Source organism: Paenibacillus motobuensis, from assembly GCF_039521865.1.
Lineage (GTDB): Bacteria > Bacillota > Bacilli > Paenibacillales > Paenibacillaceae > Fontibacillus > Fontibacillus motobuensis.
The window spans coordinates 209,929-227,692 of record NZ_BAAACX010000009.1 but is presented as its reverse complement, the minus strand read 5'-3'; the positions used below and the strand labels follow the sequence as shown (position 1 = coordinate 227,692).

Genomic DNA, 17,764 nt, shown 5'->3' with positions numbered 1-17,764 from the left:
TAAATGGCATGAAGTAAATGATTCACACTTTAACAATCTGCTGAAATTTTCTGATTGCCAATTGAGAAATTTGGTGTGAATATGGCTGGTCTGGTATCCAATGACCCGGCAATTAGTTTTCAGGCATAAAAATTATGTGGAAACCGAATAAAAAGGGGAGAGTATATAGTTGTTTTCAAGGGTAAGTTTGGAAAATAACCAAATCGGCGTATATGCAGTGGCATTAATTGTTGGAGGAACCGTGGGATTGTTAAGTCCGCGAATAGGTAGCTACCTGGAACCTTTGGTTTCATTTATAATTGCGGTTCTCTTATTCGGTATGTTTTGTCAAATTCATTTTCTGAAATTAAGGGAAGCACTTTCTAATAGACGCTTTATAGGAGCTTTACTGCTTGTGAATTTTATCTTAGTTCCTTTGCTTGTACTCGCATTAACTAAGCTTTTTCCTCAGCCTAGCCCAGTCCTGATCGGGGTTTTCTTGGTACTTCTAACTCCATGTATAGATTATGTCATTGTTTTTACTCAATTAGGCAAAGGGAATGAAAAGTTAATTCTAGCGTCTACTCCAGTTCTTTTTGTAGTCCAAATGATTATGCTGCCTTTTTACCTGTGGCTGTTTATTGGTGCTGAGGCATCTAAAATTGTAAGAATTGGTCCATTCGTTGAAGCTTTTGTTCACTTAATTATTGTCCCTTTGTTTTTTGCATTGGCCATCCAGTTTTTAGCAAGGAAAAACGCTGGCGGTGTTAAAATACTGAACTTCACAGCATGGCTACCTGTCCCACTTATGGCACTTGTGCTATTCATGGTGATCGGCTCTCAAATGAATAGAGTTGTGAAGGAATTCAATGTAATTATTGCTGTGATACCGATCTATATATTATTCCATATAGTCTCACCATTAATTTCACGAATTATCTCATCTGTTTTTAGCCTAGGTCCGTCAGATGGTAGGGCACTTATTTTTAGTGGAGGATCTCGTAATTCACTTGTTGTGCTTCCTTTGGCCCTTACCTTACCAGGAGAGATGGCCACAATAGCAGCGTCTGTGGTCGTAACTCAAACAATTATTGAACTGATCGCAGAGCTTTTATATATCTATATCGTGCCTAATATTATCTACCGGGACGTATAAGTAAATATTATTAAAAGGTCATTAGAAACTGGCGCAGCCGAGTTCAGCCAGCTATTCATCTAGTTCATCTTCGGTAAACATCCCCGATGTTTTTCGCATATCAAGCTCCCAAGCCGAAACCTTGTGATACTCCGTAAAGCTTTTAATCTCATAACAAATGGATGAAAATAGGCTTCGTCATTATACAAGAATTGAAGGAGGAAGCAATACCCTAGTGGAAAATAACAACGGTACCAACCACATGGTCGGCTACCGTTGTTTGTTGTTTATTGAAGTCATTAAGTATTGATTTTAGCTCTAAACGGCTTGTAGAAGGCACGAATGTCCTCAGCCAAAAGCTCGGGTTCTTCCAGAGCGGTAAAATGCCCACCGCGGGGTAACGAAGTCCATCGAGTAACATTAAGGTTGCGTGTAACCCATTCTTTAGGCGGCAACAAGATGTCTGCCGGGAATAATGCGATGCCTGTCGGTACCTCTATATAACCTAATGGGGGTAAAGAATGAGAATTTTCGTAATACATCCTTGCTGACGATCCGCTCGTGTTCGTAACCCAATAAATCATAATATAAGTGATTAGCTCATCCTCACTGAATTTATGCTGGAGATTACCATTACAATCGCTCCATGCACGGTATTTCTCAATGATCCAGCCAGCCAAACCTGCCGGTGAATCGGAAAGTCCATAAGCAAGAGTTTGAGGGCGTGTCGATTGAAGGGACATGTAGCCTCCTTCCTGAGCAATCCATTCCGAAGCATTTTTCTTGTATCGATATTCTTCTTCCGAAAGCTTTGCCTGATCTGATGAAGCTATGAGATTTCTTATTATGCCGACATCGGTAAGGTGGATTCCAAATAATAGTTCGGGATGGTTTGCTGCTAGATATCTTGTAACACCGGAGCCAATATCCCCACCTGCAGCGGCAAATTTTTTGTAGCCTAATTCTTTTGTCATGAGCTTAGCCCACATTTCCGAGACGCGAAAATTGTTGACGCCAGAATGTTTGGGGCGTCCAGAGAACCCAAATCCGGGTAGAGAAGGGACAACCACATCAAAAGAGTCCTCAGGATTACCGCCGTAGCTGGCCGGATCAGTAAGAAGAGGGATAATCTTCTGGTAACGAAGGTAACTGTCGGGCCAACCGTGGGTAAGAATAATGGGTAAGGGGTTGGGTCCTTTACCACGCTCATGTACGAAGTGAACATCTATACCATCAATATTGCAACTAAACTGGGTTAAGAGGTTTAACGTGGATTCTTGGACGCGCCAATCATAATGGTCCTTCCAATACGAGACGAGCGACTTTAAATAACTTAATTCTGTACCATGTTCCCAGCCTGCATTTTCCACTTGATCCGGCCAACGAATATGATGCAGTCTGTATTTTAGATCATCAAGGATCTCGTCTGAGACATGAATATGAAAACGTTCAATAGCCATCTTGGTTTTCCTCCTTTTGTTGTTGCATCACTATTATATCCCTCTCACCTGTGTAGTACACTGGCATAAATGAAGTATCTAACTATAATATTTGATAGGTGATTGCTATGCCACAAATAGATCGATACGCGCTACTGGATTTGAGTATGATACTTACTTTATCAAGCAATTTACGGCTAATAAGGGCATCTCGCCTACAAAGTATAGGAACATCAGTCGTAAATTCTTTACTTATAGTTTTCTTGCTTTGATTACAAAAGTTACAGGAAGCATCTTTGCTTTGTTTGCAAAATTGTTGTTATCGTCGCATGATTGTAATATTTCATCATCCGATTGCTCAAGCATTTGCTCAATGACAAATCCCGCTTTTGATAGCGCATTTATATAAGTTGATAGTTTACGGTCCGATAAGGTTAGCGTACTTTCGCCAAGAGATACCGAATACCAAGATTCATCGAAATAACTTTTTTTAAAAACAAGCATATTATCTTCTGCAGCAACACATTTGTGTATAGGGTGAGACCAACTGAAAATAAATACGCCGTCTTTTTTAAGGTAAGAAGCAATCCGGCAAAAAGTACCCTCAAGGTCTGTCGTCCAGCCTATGGCATAAACCGAATAAACAAAGTCAAAATAATTCTCTGGTATGCCACATTCATCTTCCATAGGAGAACAGATCAATTGCGCGGAAAGCCCGCACGCGGTCAAATGCTGCCTCGTCTTTTCGATTTGGTTCTCTGATATATCCGTACCCCATAGTTCAGTTGCATTGCGTTCCCCCAGATATTGCAAGGATTGACCACTTCCACAACCGATCTCCAGCATCTTTTTCCCTGAGACATCACCAAATAATTGACAGCTTTCTTCTGAGACAAATGCTCCATAGAGCGGAAGCGAGGTTGCTCCTAAGATGTCATTTCCTTTTGTGTCCCAAAATAAGCTGTTTGTTTGGTGAACAACATTCTTGTCCATGTCGACCGAGATGGCGACGCCAACCTCGCCACCGCCAATAATGTTTGGTCTATTAACAGAATCCTTGTCCATGCAGACACTCTCCTCGAAAATAATATGAGCCTAGACGTATATCCCAACTTGGCTCGTTAACCCAATAACACATTATCAAACACGAACACATGTGCTATTGACTCCGTAATAATGTACCATTTTCCTATTAACAAATCCACATAAAATATTCCATAAATCGTCCAATCGAAAGTAGTAAAAAGAACTAAAGTAAAATCAAAATATTGATATTGAGCTACAGCGGGGTTTATTTATGATTAAGGTAACGACCCCGGAAGGAGTGGATAGAATGAGTACTTGCAAAGTCCTTGTCACAAGACCGAAAATTATCGACGATGTTCTAATTAACCCCGGAATCGGATTTATGACTTTTCAACGTTTCAATGGAGATAATTTAAATGAAGGGAAAGGTTGGACAGAGGGATTTCCTATTGTATATCAAGACTTCGATGGAAACCTAGAGAATGAAAATCATCCAATGACTTCAATCGCTTATTTCAGAATCTACTGGAAATACATAGAGCAGGAGAAAGGCAGCTACAACTGGGAGCTCATTGACAAGGCGCTCGCGACGGCCCGTGCACGCAAACAAACGCTAATGCTTCGAATTGCCCCATATGGTGCAAACGATGAAGAAGACGTTCCCGCCTGGTACCGAGAATTACTAGGGAAACCGCCCGAGAAGTTTGATGGTCCCGGTTGGATGGTGGATGCGGAAGACCCTACTTATGCCGAATATTTCGGAGGTTTTATCCGCGCTTTAGGAAGAAGATACGACGGCCACCCGGATATGGAAAGTGTCGATCTGTCCATTGTTGGCTCCTGGGGTGAAGGTATCGGTTCGAATTTATTAACCCGTACAACTAGAGAGGCGCTGGTGGATGCGTATACGGATTCCTTCAAAGAAACACCACTAGTGATGCTACTGACCGATAAGAAGACGAACGGCTATGGTTTGTCCCAAGCCGATGTGGGCTGGCGTGTTGATTGTCTAGGAGATGTGTGTGGCAAGGCGTGGGAGTTTTCTGATGACTGGTCGCATATGAATGATTATTATCCGCAGCAACTTATACGCTCAGGGATGCAGGAAGCGTGGAAGAAGGCTCCCGTTTCACTGGAGGTATGCTGGGTCGTTCAGCATTGGAAGGATATGGGGTGGGATATCGATTACATTATTGATCAATCGTTGAAATGGCATATTTCATCCTTTAACGCAAAGTCTTCACCAATCCCTAAGGAATGGGAACCCAACGTGAACCGCTGGCTTAATAAAATGGGGTATCGCTTGGCATTACGCAAATTTTCGTTCCCTGAGACGGTAAAACCGGGCGGTAAGCTTGCGTTTGCTTCTTGGTGGGAGAATTTAGGTGTCGCTCCGTGCTACAAGAAATTCCCTTTGGCTCTGAGACTTAAAGGCGACCAATCAACCCAAGTTTTCATCACGGATGCCAATATCTCCGATTGGCTCCCGGGAGACAGCCTTTTCGACAGCACTGTATGGATTCCGGCAGATATGCCATTGGGGAATTATCAGCTTGAGATTGCCATTTTATATGGGCATACCCATCAGCCTGCCATACAACTAGCCAATACCGGAAGACAACCGGACGGGTGGTATGTACTTGGCAATGTGGAGGTGCAGCTTGAACTTGAATCGCCTGATGTAATCGAATAGCTACTATAAACCTCCGTTGACAGAGGCCAGCATAACGATTAAGGTTATGAGGGATACAAGGTCATATATTTATTGGAGGGTTTTATGAATCAACGTTTTCAAATTACGAGATCTATGCAACCAAACTCTAGCGGTAAAGAGATTACATTGGAAGAATGCCAAGTCTATTTTTCATCCAAAGCTGATTTTACTTATCAGACGGTGCTGACTGTGAAAGGGGAGGAAAGCACCATGTCTATTCCGGGAGATTTTTTTATGTGGAAACATGGAGAAGCCTTTATTCCATTCAGACACTATATGGGAGATTTGTATGTTGCCATTTCACATCAAGATGTCGTGCCTCTCATGATGGAAATTGCAACTGATCTTCATGCAGATATCGTAGAAGGGTAATGATGCAAAGCGAAAGTAATGTTGAATAGAATAAGCACAGAAAAAAGGCAATCCTGTAGTCTTCGGTCATGACATGGGATTGCCTTTTTCACGCGCTTATATCGTCCTAGGGACGAGCAGGGACCAGTTAGAAGAAGAAAATATTAATAACTTAATGATTTAGTAAGAATCAAGTTAGAAATATGAGAGATATGAAAAATAAAATAGAAAACGTATCGGAGAGCAAAATTCCAAAACAAAAAAAGGTGAAAGCAAATGAAACAGAAAATGATGTGTGTAGGGGTGTCTATGATGATTGGAGCTTCAATACTAACTGCAGGATGTGGAGTGAGGAAGGAGGATAAACAAGTGGAACCTACCGTAGCCGCTCAACCAGTCAAAATGAGTGTCGTCAAGTCTATTCAATCACAGGCAAAGGCGCTGAACACGATCGATCCTATGCAGCCGTTCGATGATATGATGCCGCTCAAAGACATGATTGGGAACGCCAATTTTGTGGGATTAGGAGAAGCTTCACATGGAAGTTCTGAAATATTTACGATGAAGTTTCGTATCGTCAAGTTTTTAGTTACCGAGATGGGCTTTACGAATTTCGGAATTGAAGAAGATTGGGGCAATGGTTTAAAGCTGAATGAATATATCCACACGGGTAAGGGTAATCCTAGAGAATTTTTGAAGCTGCTATACCCGGCCGATGAGATTCTTGCGATGGTTGAATGGATGAAGGACTATAACGCTGATCCAGCACATGACAAGAAGATTCAATTTATCGGGCTCGACTTGAAGACTTTGGATCCAGATGTTTTTAATAAAGTGATTGACTACGTAAAATTGTATCATCCTGAAATACTAACTGAAGTCGAGGAGAGCTATAAAGGATTACCGGCTGCAGCTGTAAGCTTAATGGAATATATGAGATTAACAGCTGAGAAGAAGAAGAAATTCAACGCGAATGCAACCAAAGTTGTAAAATTGCTTGAAAACAAGACGGAACAGAGGAGCAATGAGATTGTCGCATCCGAGCTTGTCTGGGTGAAGGGAACGGCAAAGGCGATCGAGAATTTCACGACAATGATGATTCCTAGCGATTATGCACAGATTGCAACGCTCCACGATCAATACTTAGCCGATCATGCAGAATGGGCCCAGCAAGTTTTAGGCGGTAAAACGATGGTGTGGGGACATAATATTCACGTAGCAAAAGGCGTAATTGATAAGGAAATGTACCCGAAAGTGGCGGGACAGTTTTTGAAAGAACGATATGGCGACCAGTATATGGTCATAGGAACTGCCACAACTAAGGGGAAATTCACCGCCTTTAGCGAAGGTAAGCTTGCGACAGATGCGATCCAGCAGAACGAGAACAGCTCCAACTATAAGTTGGGCGAAGTTCCATATGAAATGTTCATGCTGGATGTTCGAAATCTGAAGGATGAGGCCAAGGAATGGGCACAACGAGAGCAGCCGTTCTTTGACGGCATCGCTCAAATCATCCCTGATCGGACGCAGTATTTTACTGCTTCTCTATCGGAACAGTTCGATATCCTTTTCCACATCCGTGAAACGAGTCCATCTCAGTTTAGTGAAAGTAGTTGAAAAAAACAAATGATGGCATTGCGGGACTACAAGCGTTGTTACAGATGTTCAAAATAAAGGGGCTGCCACACGGCAGCTTTTTGCATGATTTATATACCCGAAATGGGGAAGGGGTAAGCATTCATATTTTTGATTGATTTTTAATTCGATAGAATTCAAATGCAGCAAAAACAAAGAGTGCAAACAAAAGTGTAAATAAACCAGATGCAACATTTGTATTTGGAATATATACATCCCAGAATGAATTAATCAGGGCGTGGAAAATAATACATAAGAAAATGCTGTTGGTGGCTGAGTAAATGACCGTTAACAGAAAAGATAATGCCAAGGCGCTTAGCGTGAACCAGAGGAAGTTCATATTCATTTGATTTGAACCAACCACAAACCATAATGGCAGATGCCATATTGTCCAAATACCACCCACAATGAGCGTACTATTAAATGGCGACCATTTTTTCTGCAACGTAGGTTGTAAATAGCCGCGCCAGCCAATCTCTTCTAACCCACCTCCGATAATCATGATGGGGAATTCAATTAATGCCAGATATAGAGGATTCTCTATTGACGCTCCACCCCAAAGCGTTGGCAAAAAACATGCCGCGAATGCAAGTCCGATTGTAAATATGTACCATAAAAGTGGGTGTCTCGGATTTTTAATGTTATTAATAAATGATCTAAACTCTTCTTTAGAGCTATATTTCTTTTTCAGCCAAATCTCGCTAATAGCAGGGGTAACACCACCAAGAATAAATAATATCATTGAGATTGGAGTACCAAACTCAAGCCATTTGAATTGAGTCATTAACGCTAACCCGCCCCAAAGAACCCACGACGTAACAAAAGTATAAAATAGAAATCTTCTCATCTCTTTTCTCAATGATGAACCCTCCTTATTTTGATCCCAACAATAATAAAACGGCTTTGCATAGTGTATTCAGCAGTCGGATTTCGTCAAAATGAACTTGTTCATTTTGGAACATTCCATAGCACTTTTGTAATACTACATCTCTTACAATGCCATCAATGGATGTCATGATTAAAGTAAATAATTCTTCAATGGATACTTCAGGGTGGAAACTTCCTAAAGAAATTCCTTCATGAATTGTCTGAAATAACCGTTCGACCAAATATTGTCCACTTTCATTTTCAGTAATGTTCGATAAAATTTTCTTTTGTCTCTCTGGATTATTGGCAAATAAGATAGTAAGTTCAAATTGAATTTTACCAACCGTTGACAAGTTTCGTTGGATGTACTCACCGAGAAAAGCAAATAGTTTTTCTATGGATTCTTTGGGAGAATTGCTGTGTTCAATGATCTCATCGACAACTTGTCTATAATCTGCATTACCATTGGTCTGATTAATGACTGCAACCAGTATTTCATCCAAATCCGAATAATAGCGATATATTCCGCCTTGACTTAACCCTGATGCTCTAATAATATCTCTCATCGCAATTTCATAGAGTGGCTTGGCTTTACAGACCGATAAGGCTGCTTCCAAAATACTATTTTTCTTTTTTTCCATATAATCTTGACTTACCCTTGGCATAGTAATCAGCTCCCATAACAAAATGACATCACTGTCATTTTAGAATAAGTTACGAATTGTTAATTGTCAATATTAAAATGACATAGATGTCATCTTCAAGGGAAGGGGGGACTGCGAATTATTCGAACGTTGAAGCGGCAAACCGGATTTGTTATTCCTCAACTCGGATTCGGCTATATAAATCAAAGACTGGAATGCCTTCAGGAGGACTTCCTGTACTCACCAGATTTCCATAGAAAAGCAAAGCAAAAAGCAAAACCCAAAATTCGTTATGGGTTTTGCTCAATTTTCTAACTATCGTACTCGTTTGTTTATAAATTTATTTGATTTTTACCGATAATATTGCCTTTTATCCTTTTCTTTAACTGATACTCTTTGTTTCCAAAGTTCTTGAGCCAATTGAAAAGCTTCTTCATCATTCCCTTTTTTAATGGCTATGGATGGTTTTAACGGTTGTGCCCAACAGCTTGGCCACCTCGCCGATGGTTTTGGTATCTTTACTCAAGTGATCGCCCCTTCGTTGGAATCATACGATGTATGGAATCATTGTACCGAAGGGAATGAAGATTTTCAATTTGCTTTAGTTCATCTGTTGAATCTGGTAAAAAGAGCTTTTCCTTATGGTAGGATCTATTATGGATTGTGGCTTTTAATACCGCCCAAACCTATCAAGCCGTGGAAATGAATGGAGTCACCTTTTATATTTAAATAATGTACAATAATATAGAAAAGTTTGAAGAGTGACGAGTAAGTAAGCTGTTTCTATAAAAATGTTCAAGATTTTTAATTGAGGTGCACAATGATTCGAATTTTATTGGTTGAAGATGATGAAAACTTGGTGTTTGGTATTGAGTATACATTAACGAGTGAAGGTTATTCCGTTGTTGTTTCCGGTTGCCTGGAAGAAGCCCGTAAGGCATTAAAACAAAATACCATCGATCTCATCTTGTTAGATGTGAATCTGCCTGACGGCTCAGGGTACGACCTATGCAGGGAAATCCGTGAATCGTCCCAGGTTCCTATCATATTCTTGACAGCTTTGGATGAGGAGGTAAACATTGTTGCTGGTCTGGACTTGGGAGCGGACGATTATATGACCAAACCGATTCGGACCAAAGAACTTATCTCCAGAATGAAAGCCGTATTAAGGCGTAATCACAAGTCTAAGGATGAAGTGTCTAGATGGATATCCGACGATATTGAAGTCCGGGTTCTTGAAGGAACCGTTCTTAAACACAATCAGGAGCTTTTGTTGACTGGGATAGAATATCGATTGCTGTTAATGCTTATGACCCATCCCAAACAAATTTGCAGCAGAAGTACTATTCTTAACAATCTATGGGATATGTCGGGAGAATTCATTGATGACAACACCCTTTCGGTTCATACCAGAAGGTTGAGAGAGAAAATTGAAGATATTCCAGCTTCGCCAAAATATATTATTACTGTTCGAGGGGTCGGATACAAATGGAATGCCGATGTCGTAGGTGGATGAACCATGCTTGAAGTTGTCCGTAATCCCGAGTGGAAGTCCATCATCGTTAAAGCCATTGTATTACAATTCATATTAGCGATACTCATGTTCTTTTTTGTGAATCATCATGTGAATCAAATCAATAAATCGATTGTTAATCAGAATGCGGCCCTGATTGGTCATGTTTTAAACCAACATCCTCAGCTAGAAGGTGAAATGGTTCACTTTGTCACTCAGGGGGCACCACAAAATGAAATCGATGAAGGGAAACGGGTTTTGGCCCAATATGGCTACACGGAGAATATATCCGTAGGAGACCAGCCTGTACTTTCAAATAATACCTTGCCCTTGAAAGCGGCTGCTCAAGTTTTGCTATTTGGCATTCCATTTCTGCTGTTATTGTTATGGGAATACCGCAAACTATTTGACAAGATTCGAACTATATCCTTTGCCGCCGAGCAGGTAGTTGAACATCATTTTGACCAAAGGCTTCCTGATAATAATGAAGGGGATTTTGGCGCTATAGGACGCAACTTTAATGCGATGGCCGACAGATTACACAATAGTCTTGGACAACTTAAACAAGAAAAAGAGTTTCTGCGTAACCTGCTTTCCGATATCTCGCATCAACTCAAAACGCCGCTAGCATCCCTCATTGTTTTTAATGAGAACATGCTGAATGATCCTGATATGAAGCAAGAAATGCGGTTGAAATTTCTGGATCGAAGCCGACAGCAGCTCGAACGAATGGAATGGCTGATCATCAGTTTATTGAAGCTGGCGCGGGTTGAATCCGGAGCAATAGGATTTCGTAAGGAAAATATCCGGGTAAGGGAAACGATCGATACTGCCGTACAATCGTTGCGAATGTTAGCAGAGCAAAGAATGCAGAAGATCTACATTTATGGCGACGAGCAAATGTACTTTCGGGCGGATGAGGAGTGGCTGACCGAAGCCTTTATTAATTTAATAAAAAATGCATTGGAACACTCGCCGCCAGAGGGCAACATTGATATTGTCTTAGAAGAAAATTCATTGTTCAAAACGGTAAGCATTCGAGATCAGGGGGAGGGCATTTCACCACAAGATTTGCCCCACATATTCGAACGTTTTTATCGAGGCGGAGGCACAAAAAAATCACATAGCATTGGCATTGGCTTATCTTTAGCCAAGTCTATTATTGAAGAGCAGGGCGGCATCATTACCGTTAATAGTGATCCAGGGTGGGGAACGGAATTCAGAATCTCGTTTAATAAAGGGGATAGGTAAGGGGGAAGCTTACGATAACGTAAGCTTCCTCTTCACGTTATCGTAAGCTTCGATGTTTATAATAACAACCATGGAACGTGAACTTAAGCTCAGGGGGTACACAAGTGGAAATACTGAAAACCGTGAATTTATGCAAAACCTATGGAAGTGCAGAGGCAAAGGTTGAAGCCTTGAAAAACGTCAATTTCTCCGTTCAACAGGGAGAATTTGTAGCCATTGTTGGAGCCAGCGGATCGGGAAAAAGCTCTCTAATGCATCTTTTAGGAGGAGTAGACCAGCCATCCAGCGGACAGGTCATCATCGACGGAACAGATCTTTATGCCAAAAACGAAACGGAACTGGCCGTATTCCGAAGACGAAAAATAGGCTTTATTTTTCAATCCTACAATCTGATCCCGGTCCTATCCACGGAGGAAAATATCAAGTTACCGATGTTATTGGAGAACAAAAGAGTAGATGGAAAATATGTGCAGGAACTGATGGGCATCTTAGGTTTGACCGCGCGAAGACATCATCTTCCATCCGAATTGTCAGGCGGACAACAGCAAAGAACGGCGATTGGTCGCGCGTTAATTAATAAACCTTCAATTATTTTGGCTGATGAACCTACTGGAAATCTGGATAGCAAAAGTAGTAAGGAAATTATGGATCTGCTTACGTTCTCCGTGAAAAAATATCATCAGACCTTGATCATGATCACGCATGATTTAAATATTGCCAAAACGGCAGATCGAGTCGTAAAAATAGAAGACGGTGTCCTCCTGCAGCCAAATGAGGTGGGTGTACATTGAATAGCTACACAGGCCTTACCGGTAAATATTTGAAGGGTCAGAAAAAAAGATCGCTGCTTACGATTTTCGGTATTATTTTGTCGGTTACGCTGCTAACATCGATTGGAACGATCGGGATGAGCTATTGGGGTAAATCCATCAGACAAACCATGCGGGATTTCGGAGATTATCATGTCTCCATCAATGGCATTTCAGGAGATGCGGTCTCGAAAGTAAAGAACAATACAACCGTAGAAAGCGCCGGCGTCATCAGTAGGGAAGGATATGCCGTCATTAAGGACACCAAAGAGAAGGAAAAGAAGGAAAATCCGTTTGCCGCACCTTACCGATACTTGAATGTCAAGGGATATGATGCGAATGCGATAAACATGCTTCAAGTACAACTCGACTCGGGCAGGCTGCCTAAAAATCCGAATGAAATCGTCCTTTCATCACCGAGTTTGAATTATTTTTCAGAGAAACCGAAACTTGGCGACACGATGGAGCTAAACCTTGGAATACGAAAGGTGGCGTCCACCGGGGAAGACAAAAAAATTAACGGGATTGGCGATTTTGGCTGGGATCTTGATGAAGCATTCAAAGCTCAATCCCAAAAAGAATATATCATCGTCGGCTTTATGAAGCCGCCAACGGGGAATTGGTCTTCTAGTTACATTTTTCCTGCCATTACTTTCAACGATAACAAGACGATCAACAACAAGAAAGAGTACTTCGTTTATGTCAAAATGAAATCTTTGAATGACATCCAGAAGAAATCGGAAGCCATAATGTCCTCTTTACAGCTGAGTAATGCCGAACAAAGTTCCGCTATGCAACTAGGTAGGGATCATTCTATTGAGAATGTACGAATTGAGTACAATAATGAGTTGCTTAAATTGTATGGCAAAAGCACTTATGAGGGGGTGAATCACAGTTTAATCCTGGCTTTGGCTGCTGTCGTTGCGATTATTATGATCTGTACGATTGCCGTAATTTATAATACTTTTCATATTTCTGTACTGGAGAGGATTTCACAATTCGGCTTGCTGAGATGCATTGGAGCTACACCTACCCAAATTCGCAAAATCGTGATGCAAGAAGCTGCGCTACTGAGCTTGATCGGCATCCCCATTGGGCTGCTTACAGGAACTCTTTTTATGAAGTTATTATTTTACAATATCCGCTTGCTGACTTTAGGTATCTTGAACGATTTGAGAATGGTCATCTCCGTACCGATCCTTATCTCTGCCGGTTTACTAGGCTTGCTGAGTGTATTTCTTTCGGCCATCGGACCGGCCAAACAAGCAGCTCGCGTATCTCCTCTAGAAGCGCTGAAAAGTAACGGGGGAACGAAGGTTGAACATATCACAAAGGTTAATAAATCGCTGTTCGTTCAAAAACTGTTTGGCATCATAGGGCAATTCGCCAGCAGAAACTTGCAACGGAACAAGAAACGATTCCGGATTACAGCCTTTTCCATGATTATTAGCATTATTCTATTTATTGTCTTTAGTGGATTGGCCCAGTTCATGCAGCAAACAACACAGGTCTCAGGTTCACTGTTTTCTTACTCGATTACCTATGATGGTCCTTCAAAACGAATAGATGATACCGTGTATCAGCATATTGCCAGCCTTGATGCTGTTCAACATGCCTACAAGTTTTACAATGATCAAGTAGCGGCAATCATTCCTAAGGATAAGATCGATCCCAAATATTATGAAATGCGTAAGGATCAATATATCCTTGCTGAAGGGGAAGGGTACCGAACAAGTAATAACTACCTCAGATCCTACGGTGACAATGGATTGGATGATCTGCAATCCAAGCTCACGGCGGGGGTGATCAACAAGGAGATAATGAATCAGGAGAACGGCGTTATCGTTCAACAAAAAATAAGTATGCTAACGAAAGAAGGCAAACAGCTGATTATCGATCAAACCCATTTTAAAGTTGGGGATCGCATCAAAATTCGATCATTTGACAGAAGTCAGAAAGGATACCAAACCGTGACCGTGGTCGGAATCGTCGATAATGATTTGTTGTCGGAGAAACAAGATGGTAGTGAAGTTCTATCATTCATTACAACGCCGAAAGTATATTCCAAGATTATGGGTACCGACGCTTATTCCAGCATATTTATTCTTGCCAATCCTGATCTATCGAACCAACCGATAAGGGACTATCTTAAATCATTAAATGTAAAAGATGCTGGATTCAACTACCTTGATCGAGTGGCAGAGGTTGCCAAATCTAAAAACGATGCGAAAACCTTCAGTATTTTATTGTATGGTTTTATCGGTGTCATCTTTCTAATTGCTTTCTTGAACATTGTAAATACAGTTAGTACGAATCTGATTCTTCGCACGAAAGAGTTCGCAGTCCTCAAAGCCATCGGCATGACCCAGTATGAAGTAAGGAAAATGATCATTTTAGAAGGCATATTTTATGGTTTATTTGCAGGCGTGATCGGAATAATTATAGGCACGGGACTAGATTACAGTATACATTATCTTTTTGCCGGTGCTTTGGATACAGTTTGGGTGATCCCGTGGATAAGTATTGGCATTGCTTTCGCGGGTGCCATGATTACTACGCTAGTCGCAACCATTTGGCCGATGTATAGGTTAAATAAAATAAATATCATAGATGCTCTTCGGAGGGAGAATTAGGGTGATTGATAAGAGCTGGTTCGGTATCGTCGCAGCATCATCGAGGTGAGTCTAGACATCAAAATCGCATTCAAAAGGTATTAGGGAGCAATGAGTTGTTTTTCTTAATTTTATGGTGAGGAGATGTTAAATGAGTACTTTGGTTCTCGATTTTCAGGAAATGGAAAAAACGCAGCTTTGGCTCGTTGGCGGAAAAGGGCTCCATTTAGGGGAAATGTCAAAAATTCAAGGGATACAAGTACCAGAAGGATTTTGTGTTACAACAGTGGGGTACCAAAAAGCCATCCAACAAAACGAAACGTATCATGTTTTGCTGGGTCGACTAACCATGCTAAAAGTAGAGGATCGAGATCAAATTGGTGAAATCAGCAGGAAGATCAGGCAAATCATTATGGAAGTAGAAATCCCTTCCGATGTTGTGAAAGCAGTTGCTCTCTATCTCTCCCAATTTGGCGAGGAACATGCTTATGCAGTGCGTTCTAGCGCGACTGCCGAAGATTTGCCGCATGCTTCTTTTGCCGGTCAACAAGATACCTATTTAAATATCATCGGAAAAGATGCGATCTTGCATCATATCAGGAAATGTTGGGCTTCCCTGTTCACGGAGCGCGCGGTAATCTACCGTATGCAGAATGGATTCGATCACAGGCAAGTTTATTTATCCGTTATCGTTCAAAAGATGGTTTTCCCACAGGCTTCAGGGATTTTATTTACCGCTGATCCCATGACTTCTAACCGAAAATTGCTATCCATCGATGCCAGTTTTGGTCTTGGAGAAGCTCTGGTCTCCGGCTTGGTATCTGCCGATTGTTATAAAGTGCGGGAAGAGGAAATCGTCGAGAAGAGGATCGCAACCAAGAAATTGGCTATCTATGGAAGGAAAGAGGGCGGAACAGAGACAAAGCAGATCGATCCTGATCAGCAGATGTATCAAACACTCACTGAGGAACAAATTTTACAGCTAGCACACATTGGAAGACGGATCGAAGCTCATTTCGGCCAGCCCCAAGATATCGAATGGTGTTTGGCTGATGATACATTTTATATTGTCCAGAGTCGGCCCATCACGACTTTATACCCGATCCCTGAAGCGAATGACCAAGAAAATCACGTCTATCTATCTGTTGGTCATCAACAAATGATGACAGACCCCATAAAACCATTGGGATTGTCTTTTTACCTGTTAATTACTCCTGCACCTATGCGTAAAGCCGGTGGGAGGTTGTTTGTAGATGTTGCACCTAGGCTGGCTACACCTGTCGGCCGGGAAGCTTTATTAAATTCCATGGAATCCGATCCGCTCATAAAAGGCGCACTCATGACCATCATAGAGCGAGATTTTATAAAACTGTTACCCAATGATCAAACAGCACCGATTCTGGGGAGAAGTAATAAAGATATGCTGGCGCAATTCGAGAACGATCCGACTATCGTTTCCGATTTGATCAAGCGTACTCAAACCTCGATAGAAGAGTTAAAACAAAATATCCGAACGAAATCAGGGGCGGATTTATTTGGTTTTATTCTGGAGGATATCCAGCAATTAAAGAAGATCTTATTTGATCCGCAAAGTACGGCTGTGTTTATGTCTGCTATGGAGGCTTCATCGTGGATCAATGAAAACATGTACAAATGGTTAGGTGAAAAAAACGCGGCAGATACGGTTTCTCAATCCGTACCAAACAATATTACTTCGCAGATGGGATTGGCGCTTTTGGATGTCGCGGATGTGATTCGCCCTTATCCGGAAGTCATTGATTATTTACAGCATGCAAAAGATGATGACTTTTTGGATGAACTGGTTAAGTTTAAGGGCGGCCGGGAAACCCGTGACGCGATCTATGATTTTCTCGGTAAATACGGAATGCGGTGTACCGGAGAAATCGATATTACGAGAACTCGATGGAGCGAAAAACCTATCACTCTAGTCCCATTGATTCTTGGCAACATCAAGAACTTTGAACCTAATACCAGTAGCCGAAAATTCGAGCAAGGGCGCCAGGAAGCATTGGAAAAAGAACAAGAGTTAATAGATCGATTGAAGCATTTACCGGATGGTGAACAAAAAGCCAAAGAAACAAAACGAATGATCGACCTCGTTCGGAATTTCATTGGGTATAGGGAGTATCCCAAATACGGTTATGTTAGCCGCTACTTCGTCTATAAGCGGGCTTTACTGAAAGAAGCTGAGCGACTCGTACAAATAGGCGTTATTCATGAAAAAGAAGATATCTACTATCTGACTTTTGAGGAACTTCACGAAGTCGTACGCACCAAACAATTGGATTACCGGATCATCGGTAAACGAAGAGACGAGTACAAATTATATGAAAAACTAACTCCGCCACGTGTTATTACGTCGGATGGCGAAATCATTACAGGCGAGTACAACAGAGAAAACCTCCCGGTTAAAGCGATTGCTGGTCTCCCCGTTTCTTCCGGTGTTATAGAGGGGCGGGCGCGTGTCATTTTGAAGATGGAAGAGGCCGATCTGAAAGAGGGGGATATATTAGTCACCTCTTTTACCGACCCCAGCTGGACCCCCTTATTTGTAATCATAAAGGGGTTAGTCACGGAAGTTGGCGGACTGATGACCCATGGAGCAGTTATCGCGCGTGAATATGGCTTGCCGGCAGTTGTTGGGGTGGAAAATGCCACCAGACTGATCGAAGATGGGCAACGAATTCGCGTGAATGGAACAGAAGGGTACATTGAAATATTGTAGCATTATTGTAGAGCGTTAATTTCTAGCCTTTTCAAAAAAAACG

Annotated in this window: 14 protein-coding genes; 9 read left to right on the top strand and 5 right to left on the bottom strand. The window is 41.6% G+C overall.

Annotation, left to right across the window (positions count from 1 at the left end):
• The first annotated feature begins 169 nt into the window (after positions 1–169).
• A complete protein-coding gene (locus ABD014_RS11720; RefSeq protein ID WP_343861156.1) occupies positions 170–1,135 on the top strand; it encodes an arsenic resistance protein in 966 nt (321 codons plus the stop codon).
• A 278-nt stretch (positions 1,136–1,413) separates the two neighbouring features.
• On the opposite strand, the gene ABD014_RS11715 is transcribed toward ABD014_RS11720, so the two are convergent.
• On the bottom strand, positions 1,414–2,574 hold the full coding sequence (locus ABD014_RS11715; protein ID WP_343861154.1) for an epoxide hydrolase family protein: 1,161 nt from the start codon (positions 2,572–2,574) through the stop codon (positions 1,414–1,416).
• 231 nt (positions 2,575–2,805) lie between these two features.
• A complete protein-coding gene (locus ABD014_RS11710) occupies positions 2,806–3,618 on the bottom strand; it encodes a class I SAM-dependent methyltransferase (protein WP_343861152.1) in 813 nt (270 codons plus the stop codon).
• Between the two features lie 268 nt (positions 3,619–3,886).
• Here ABD014_RS11710 and ABD014_RS11705 point away from each other — a divergent pair, with 268 nt between their 5' ends.
• From ABD014_RS11705 to ABD014_RS11695, 3 genes are all read left to right on the top strand, one after another.
• A complete protein-coding gene (locus ABD014_RS11705; RefSeq protein ID WP_343861150.1) occupies positions 3,887–5,272 on the top strand; it encodes a DUF4832 domain-containing protein in 1,386 nt (461 codons plus the stop codon).
• 84 nt (positions 5,273–5,356) lie between these two features.
• Entirely contained in the window at positions 5,357–5,665 is a 309-nt protein-coding gene (locus ABD014_RS11700; RefSeq protein ID WP_343861148.1) for a hypothetical protein, read from the top strand.
• 255 nt (positions 5,666–5,920) lie between these two features.
• On the top strand, positions 5,921–7,261 hold the full coding sequence (locus tag ABD014_RS11695) for an erythromycin esterase family protein (protein WP_343861146.1): 1,341 nt from the start codon (positions 5,921–5,923) through the stop codon (positions 7,259–7,261).
• Positions 7,262–7,382: 121 nt separating this feature from the next.
• On the opposite strand, the gene ABD014_RS11690 is transcribed toward ABD014_RS11695, so the two are convergent.
• The 3 genes from ABD014_RS11690 to ABD014_RS24870 form a co-directional block, all read right to left on the bottom strand.
• The gene (locus tag ABD014_RS11690) at positions 7,383–8,138 is read right to left on the bottom strand and encodes a CPBP family intramembrane glutamic endopeptidase (RefSeq protein ID WP_343861144.1); all 756 of its coding nucleotides are present in this window, start codon (positions 8,136–8,138) and stop codon (positions 7,383–7,385) included.
• 13 nt (positions 8,139–8,151) lie between these two features.
• Positions 8,152–8,811, bottom strand: a complete 660-nt coding sequence (locus ABD014_RS11685) for a TetR/AcrR family transcriptional regulator (RefSeq protein ID WP_343861142.1) — start codon at positions 8,809–8,811, stop codon at positions 8,152–8,154.
• 330 nt (positions 8,812–9,141) lie between these two features.
• Positions 9,142–9,243 (bottom strand): CysS/YqeB C-terminal domain-containing protein, encoded by a 102-nt coding sequence (locus tag ABD014_RS24870; RefSeq protein WP_425542087.1) that lies wholly within the window; start codon positions 9,241–9,243, stop codon positions 9,142–9,144.
• 367 nt (positions 9,244–9,610) lie between these two features.
• Here ABD014_RS24870 and ABD014_RS11680 point away from each other — a divergent pair, with 367 nt between their 5' ends.
• The 5 genes from ABD014_RS11680 (at position 9,611) to ppsA (ending at position 17,721) form a co-directional block, all read left to right on the top strand.
• Positions 9,611–10,306, top strand: coding sequence for a response regulator transcription factor (locus ABD014_RS11680; protein WP_343861140.1), 696 nt, complete (start codon positions 9,611–9,613; stop codon positions 10,304–10,306).
• A gap of 3 nt (positions 10,307–10,309) precedes the next feature.
• Complete coding sequence (locus ABD014_RS11675; protein ID WP_343861138.1) at positions 10,310–11,554, top strand: HAMP domain-containing sensor histidine kinase; 1,245 nt, start codon at positions 10,310–10,312, stop codon at positions 11,552–11,554.
• Between the two features lie 104 nt (positions 11,555–11,658).
• Positions 11,659–12,345, top strand: coding sequence for an ABC transporter ATP-binding protein (locus tag ABD014_RS11670; protein ID WP_343861135.1), 687 nt, complete (start codon positions 11,659–11,661; stop codon positions 12,343–12,345).
• The gene (locus ABD014_RS11665; RefSeq protein WP_343861133.1) at positions 12,342–14,996 is read left to right on the top strand and encodes an ABC transporter permease; all 2,655 of its coding nucleotides are present in this window, start codon (positions 12,342–12,344) and stop codon (positions 14,994–14,996) included. Before ABD014_RS11670 ends, ABD014_RS11665 begins: the two co-directional genes overlap by 4 nt.
• A gap of 130 nt (positions 14,997–15,126) precedes the next feature.
• Positions 15,127–17,721, top strand: coding sequence for a phosphoenolpyruvate synthase (ppsA, locus tag ABD014_RS11660; protein WP_343861131.1), 2,595 nt, complete (start codon positions 15,127–15,129; stop codon positions 17,719–17,721).
• Positions 17,722–17,764: the final 43 nt, after the last annotated feature.

What these genes read in the sequence shown, in the direction of transcription:
- ABD014_RS11680 (WP_343861140.1), top strand. Translation starts at nt 9,611, where the DNA reads ATGATTCGAATTTTATTGGTTGAAGATGATGAAAACTTGGTGTTTGGT.
- ABD014_RS11675 (WP_343861138.1), top strand. Translation starts at nt 10,310, where the DNA reads ATGCTTGAAGTTGTCCGTAATCCCGAGTGGAAGTCCATCATCGTTAAA.
- ABD014_RS11685 (WP_343861142.1), bottom strand. Translation starts at nt 8,811, where the DNA reads ATGCCAAGGGTAAGTCAAGATTATATGGAAAAAAAGAAAAATAGTATT.
- ABD014_RS11715 (WP_343861154.1), bottom strand. Translation starts at nt 2,574, where the DNA reads ATGGCTATTGAACGTTTTCATATTCATGTCTCAGACGAGATCCTTGAT.
- ppsA (WP_343861131.1), top strand. Translation starts at nt 15,127, where the DNA reads ATGAGTACTTTGGTTCTCGATTTTCAGGAAATGGAAAAAACGCAGCTT.
- ABD014_RS11700 (WP_343861148.1), top strand. Translation starts at nt 5,357, where the DNA reads ATGAATCAACGTTTTCAAATTACGAGATCTATGCAACCAAACTCTAGC.
- ABD014_RS11695 (WP_343861146.1), top strand. Translation starts at nt 5,921, where the DNA reads ATGAAACAGAAAATGATGTGTGTAGGGGTGTCTATGATGATTGGAGCT.
- ABD014_RS11710 (WP_343861152.1), bottom strand. Translation starts at nt 3,618, where the DNA reads ATGGACAAGGATTCTGTTAATAGACCAAACATTATTGGCGGTGGCGAG.
- ABD014_RS11705 (WP_343861150.1), top strand. Translation starts at nt 3,887, where the DNA reads ATGAGTACTTGCAAAGTCCTTGTCACAAGACCGAAAATTATCGACGAT.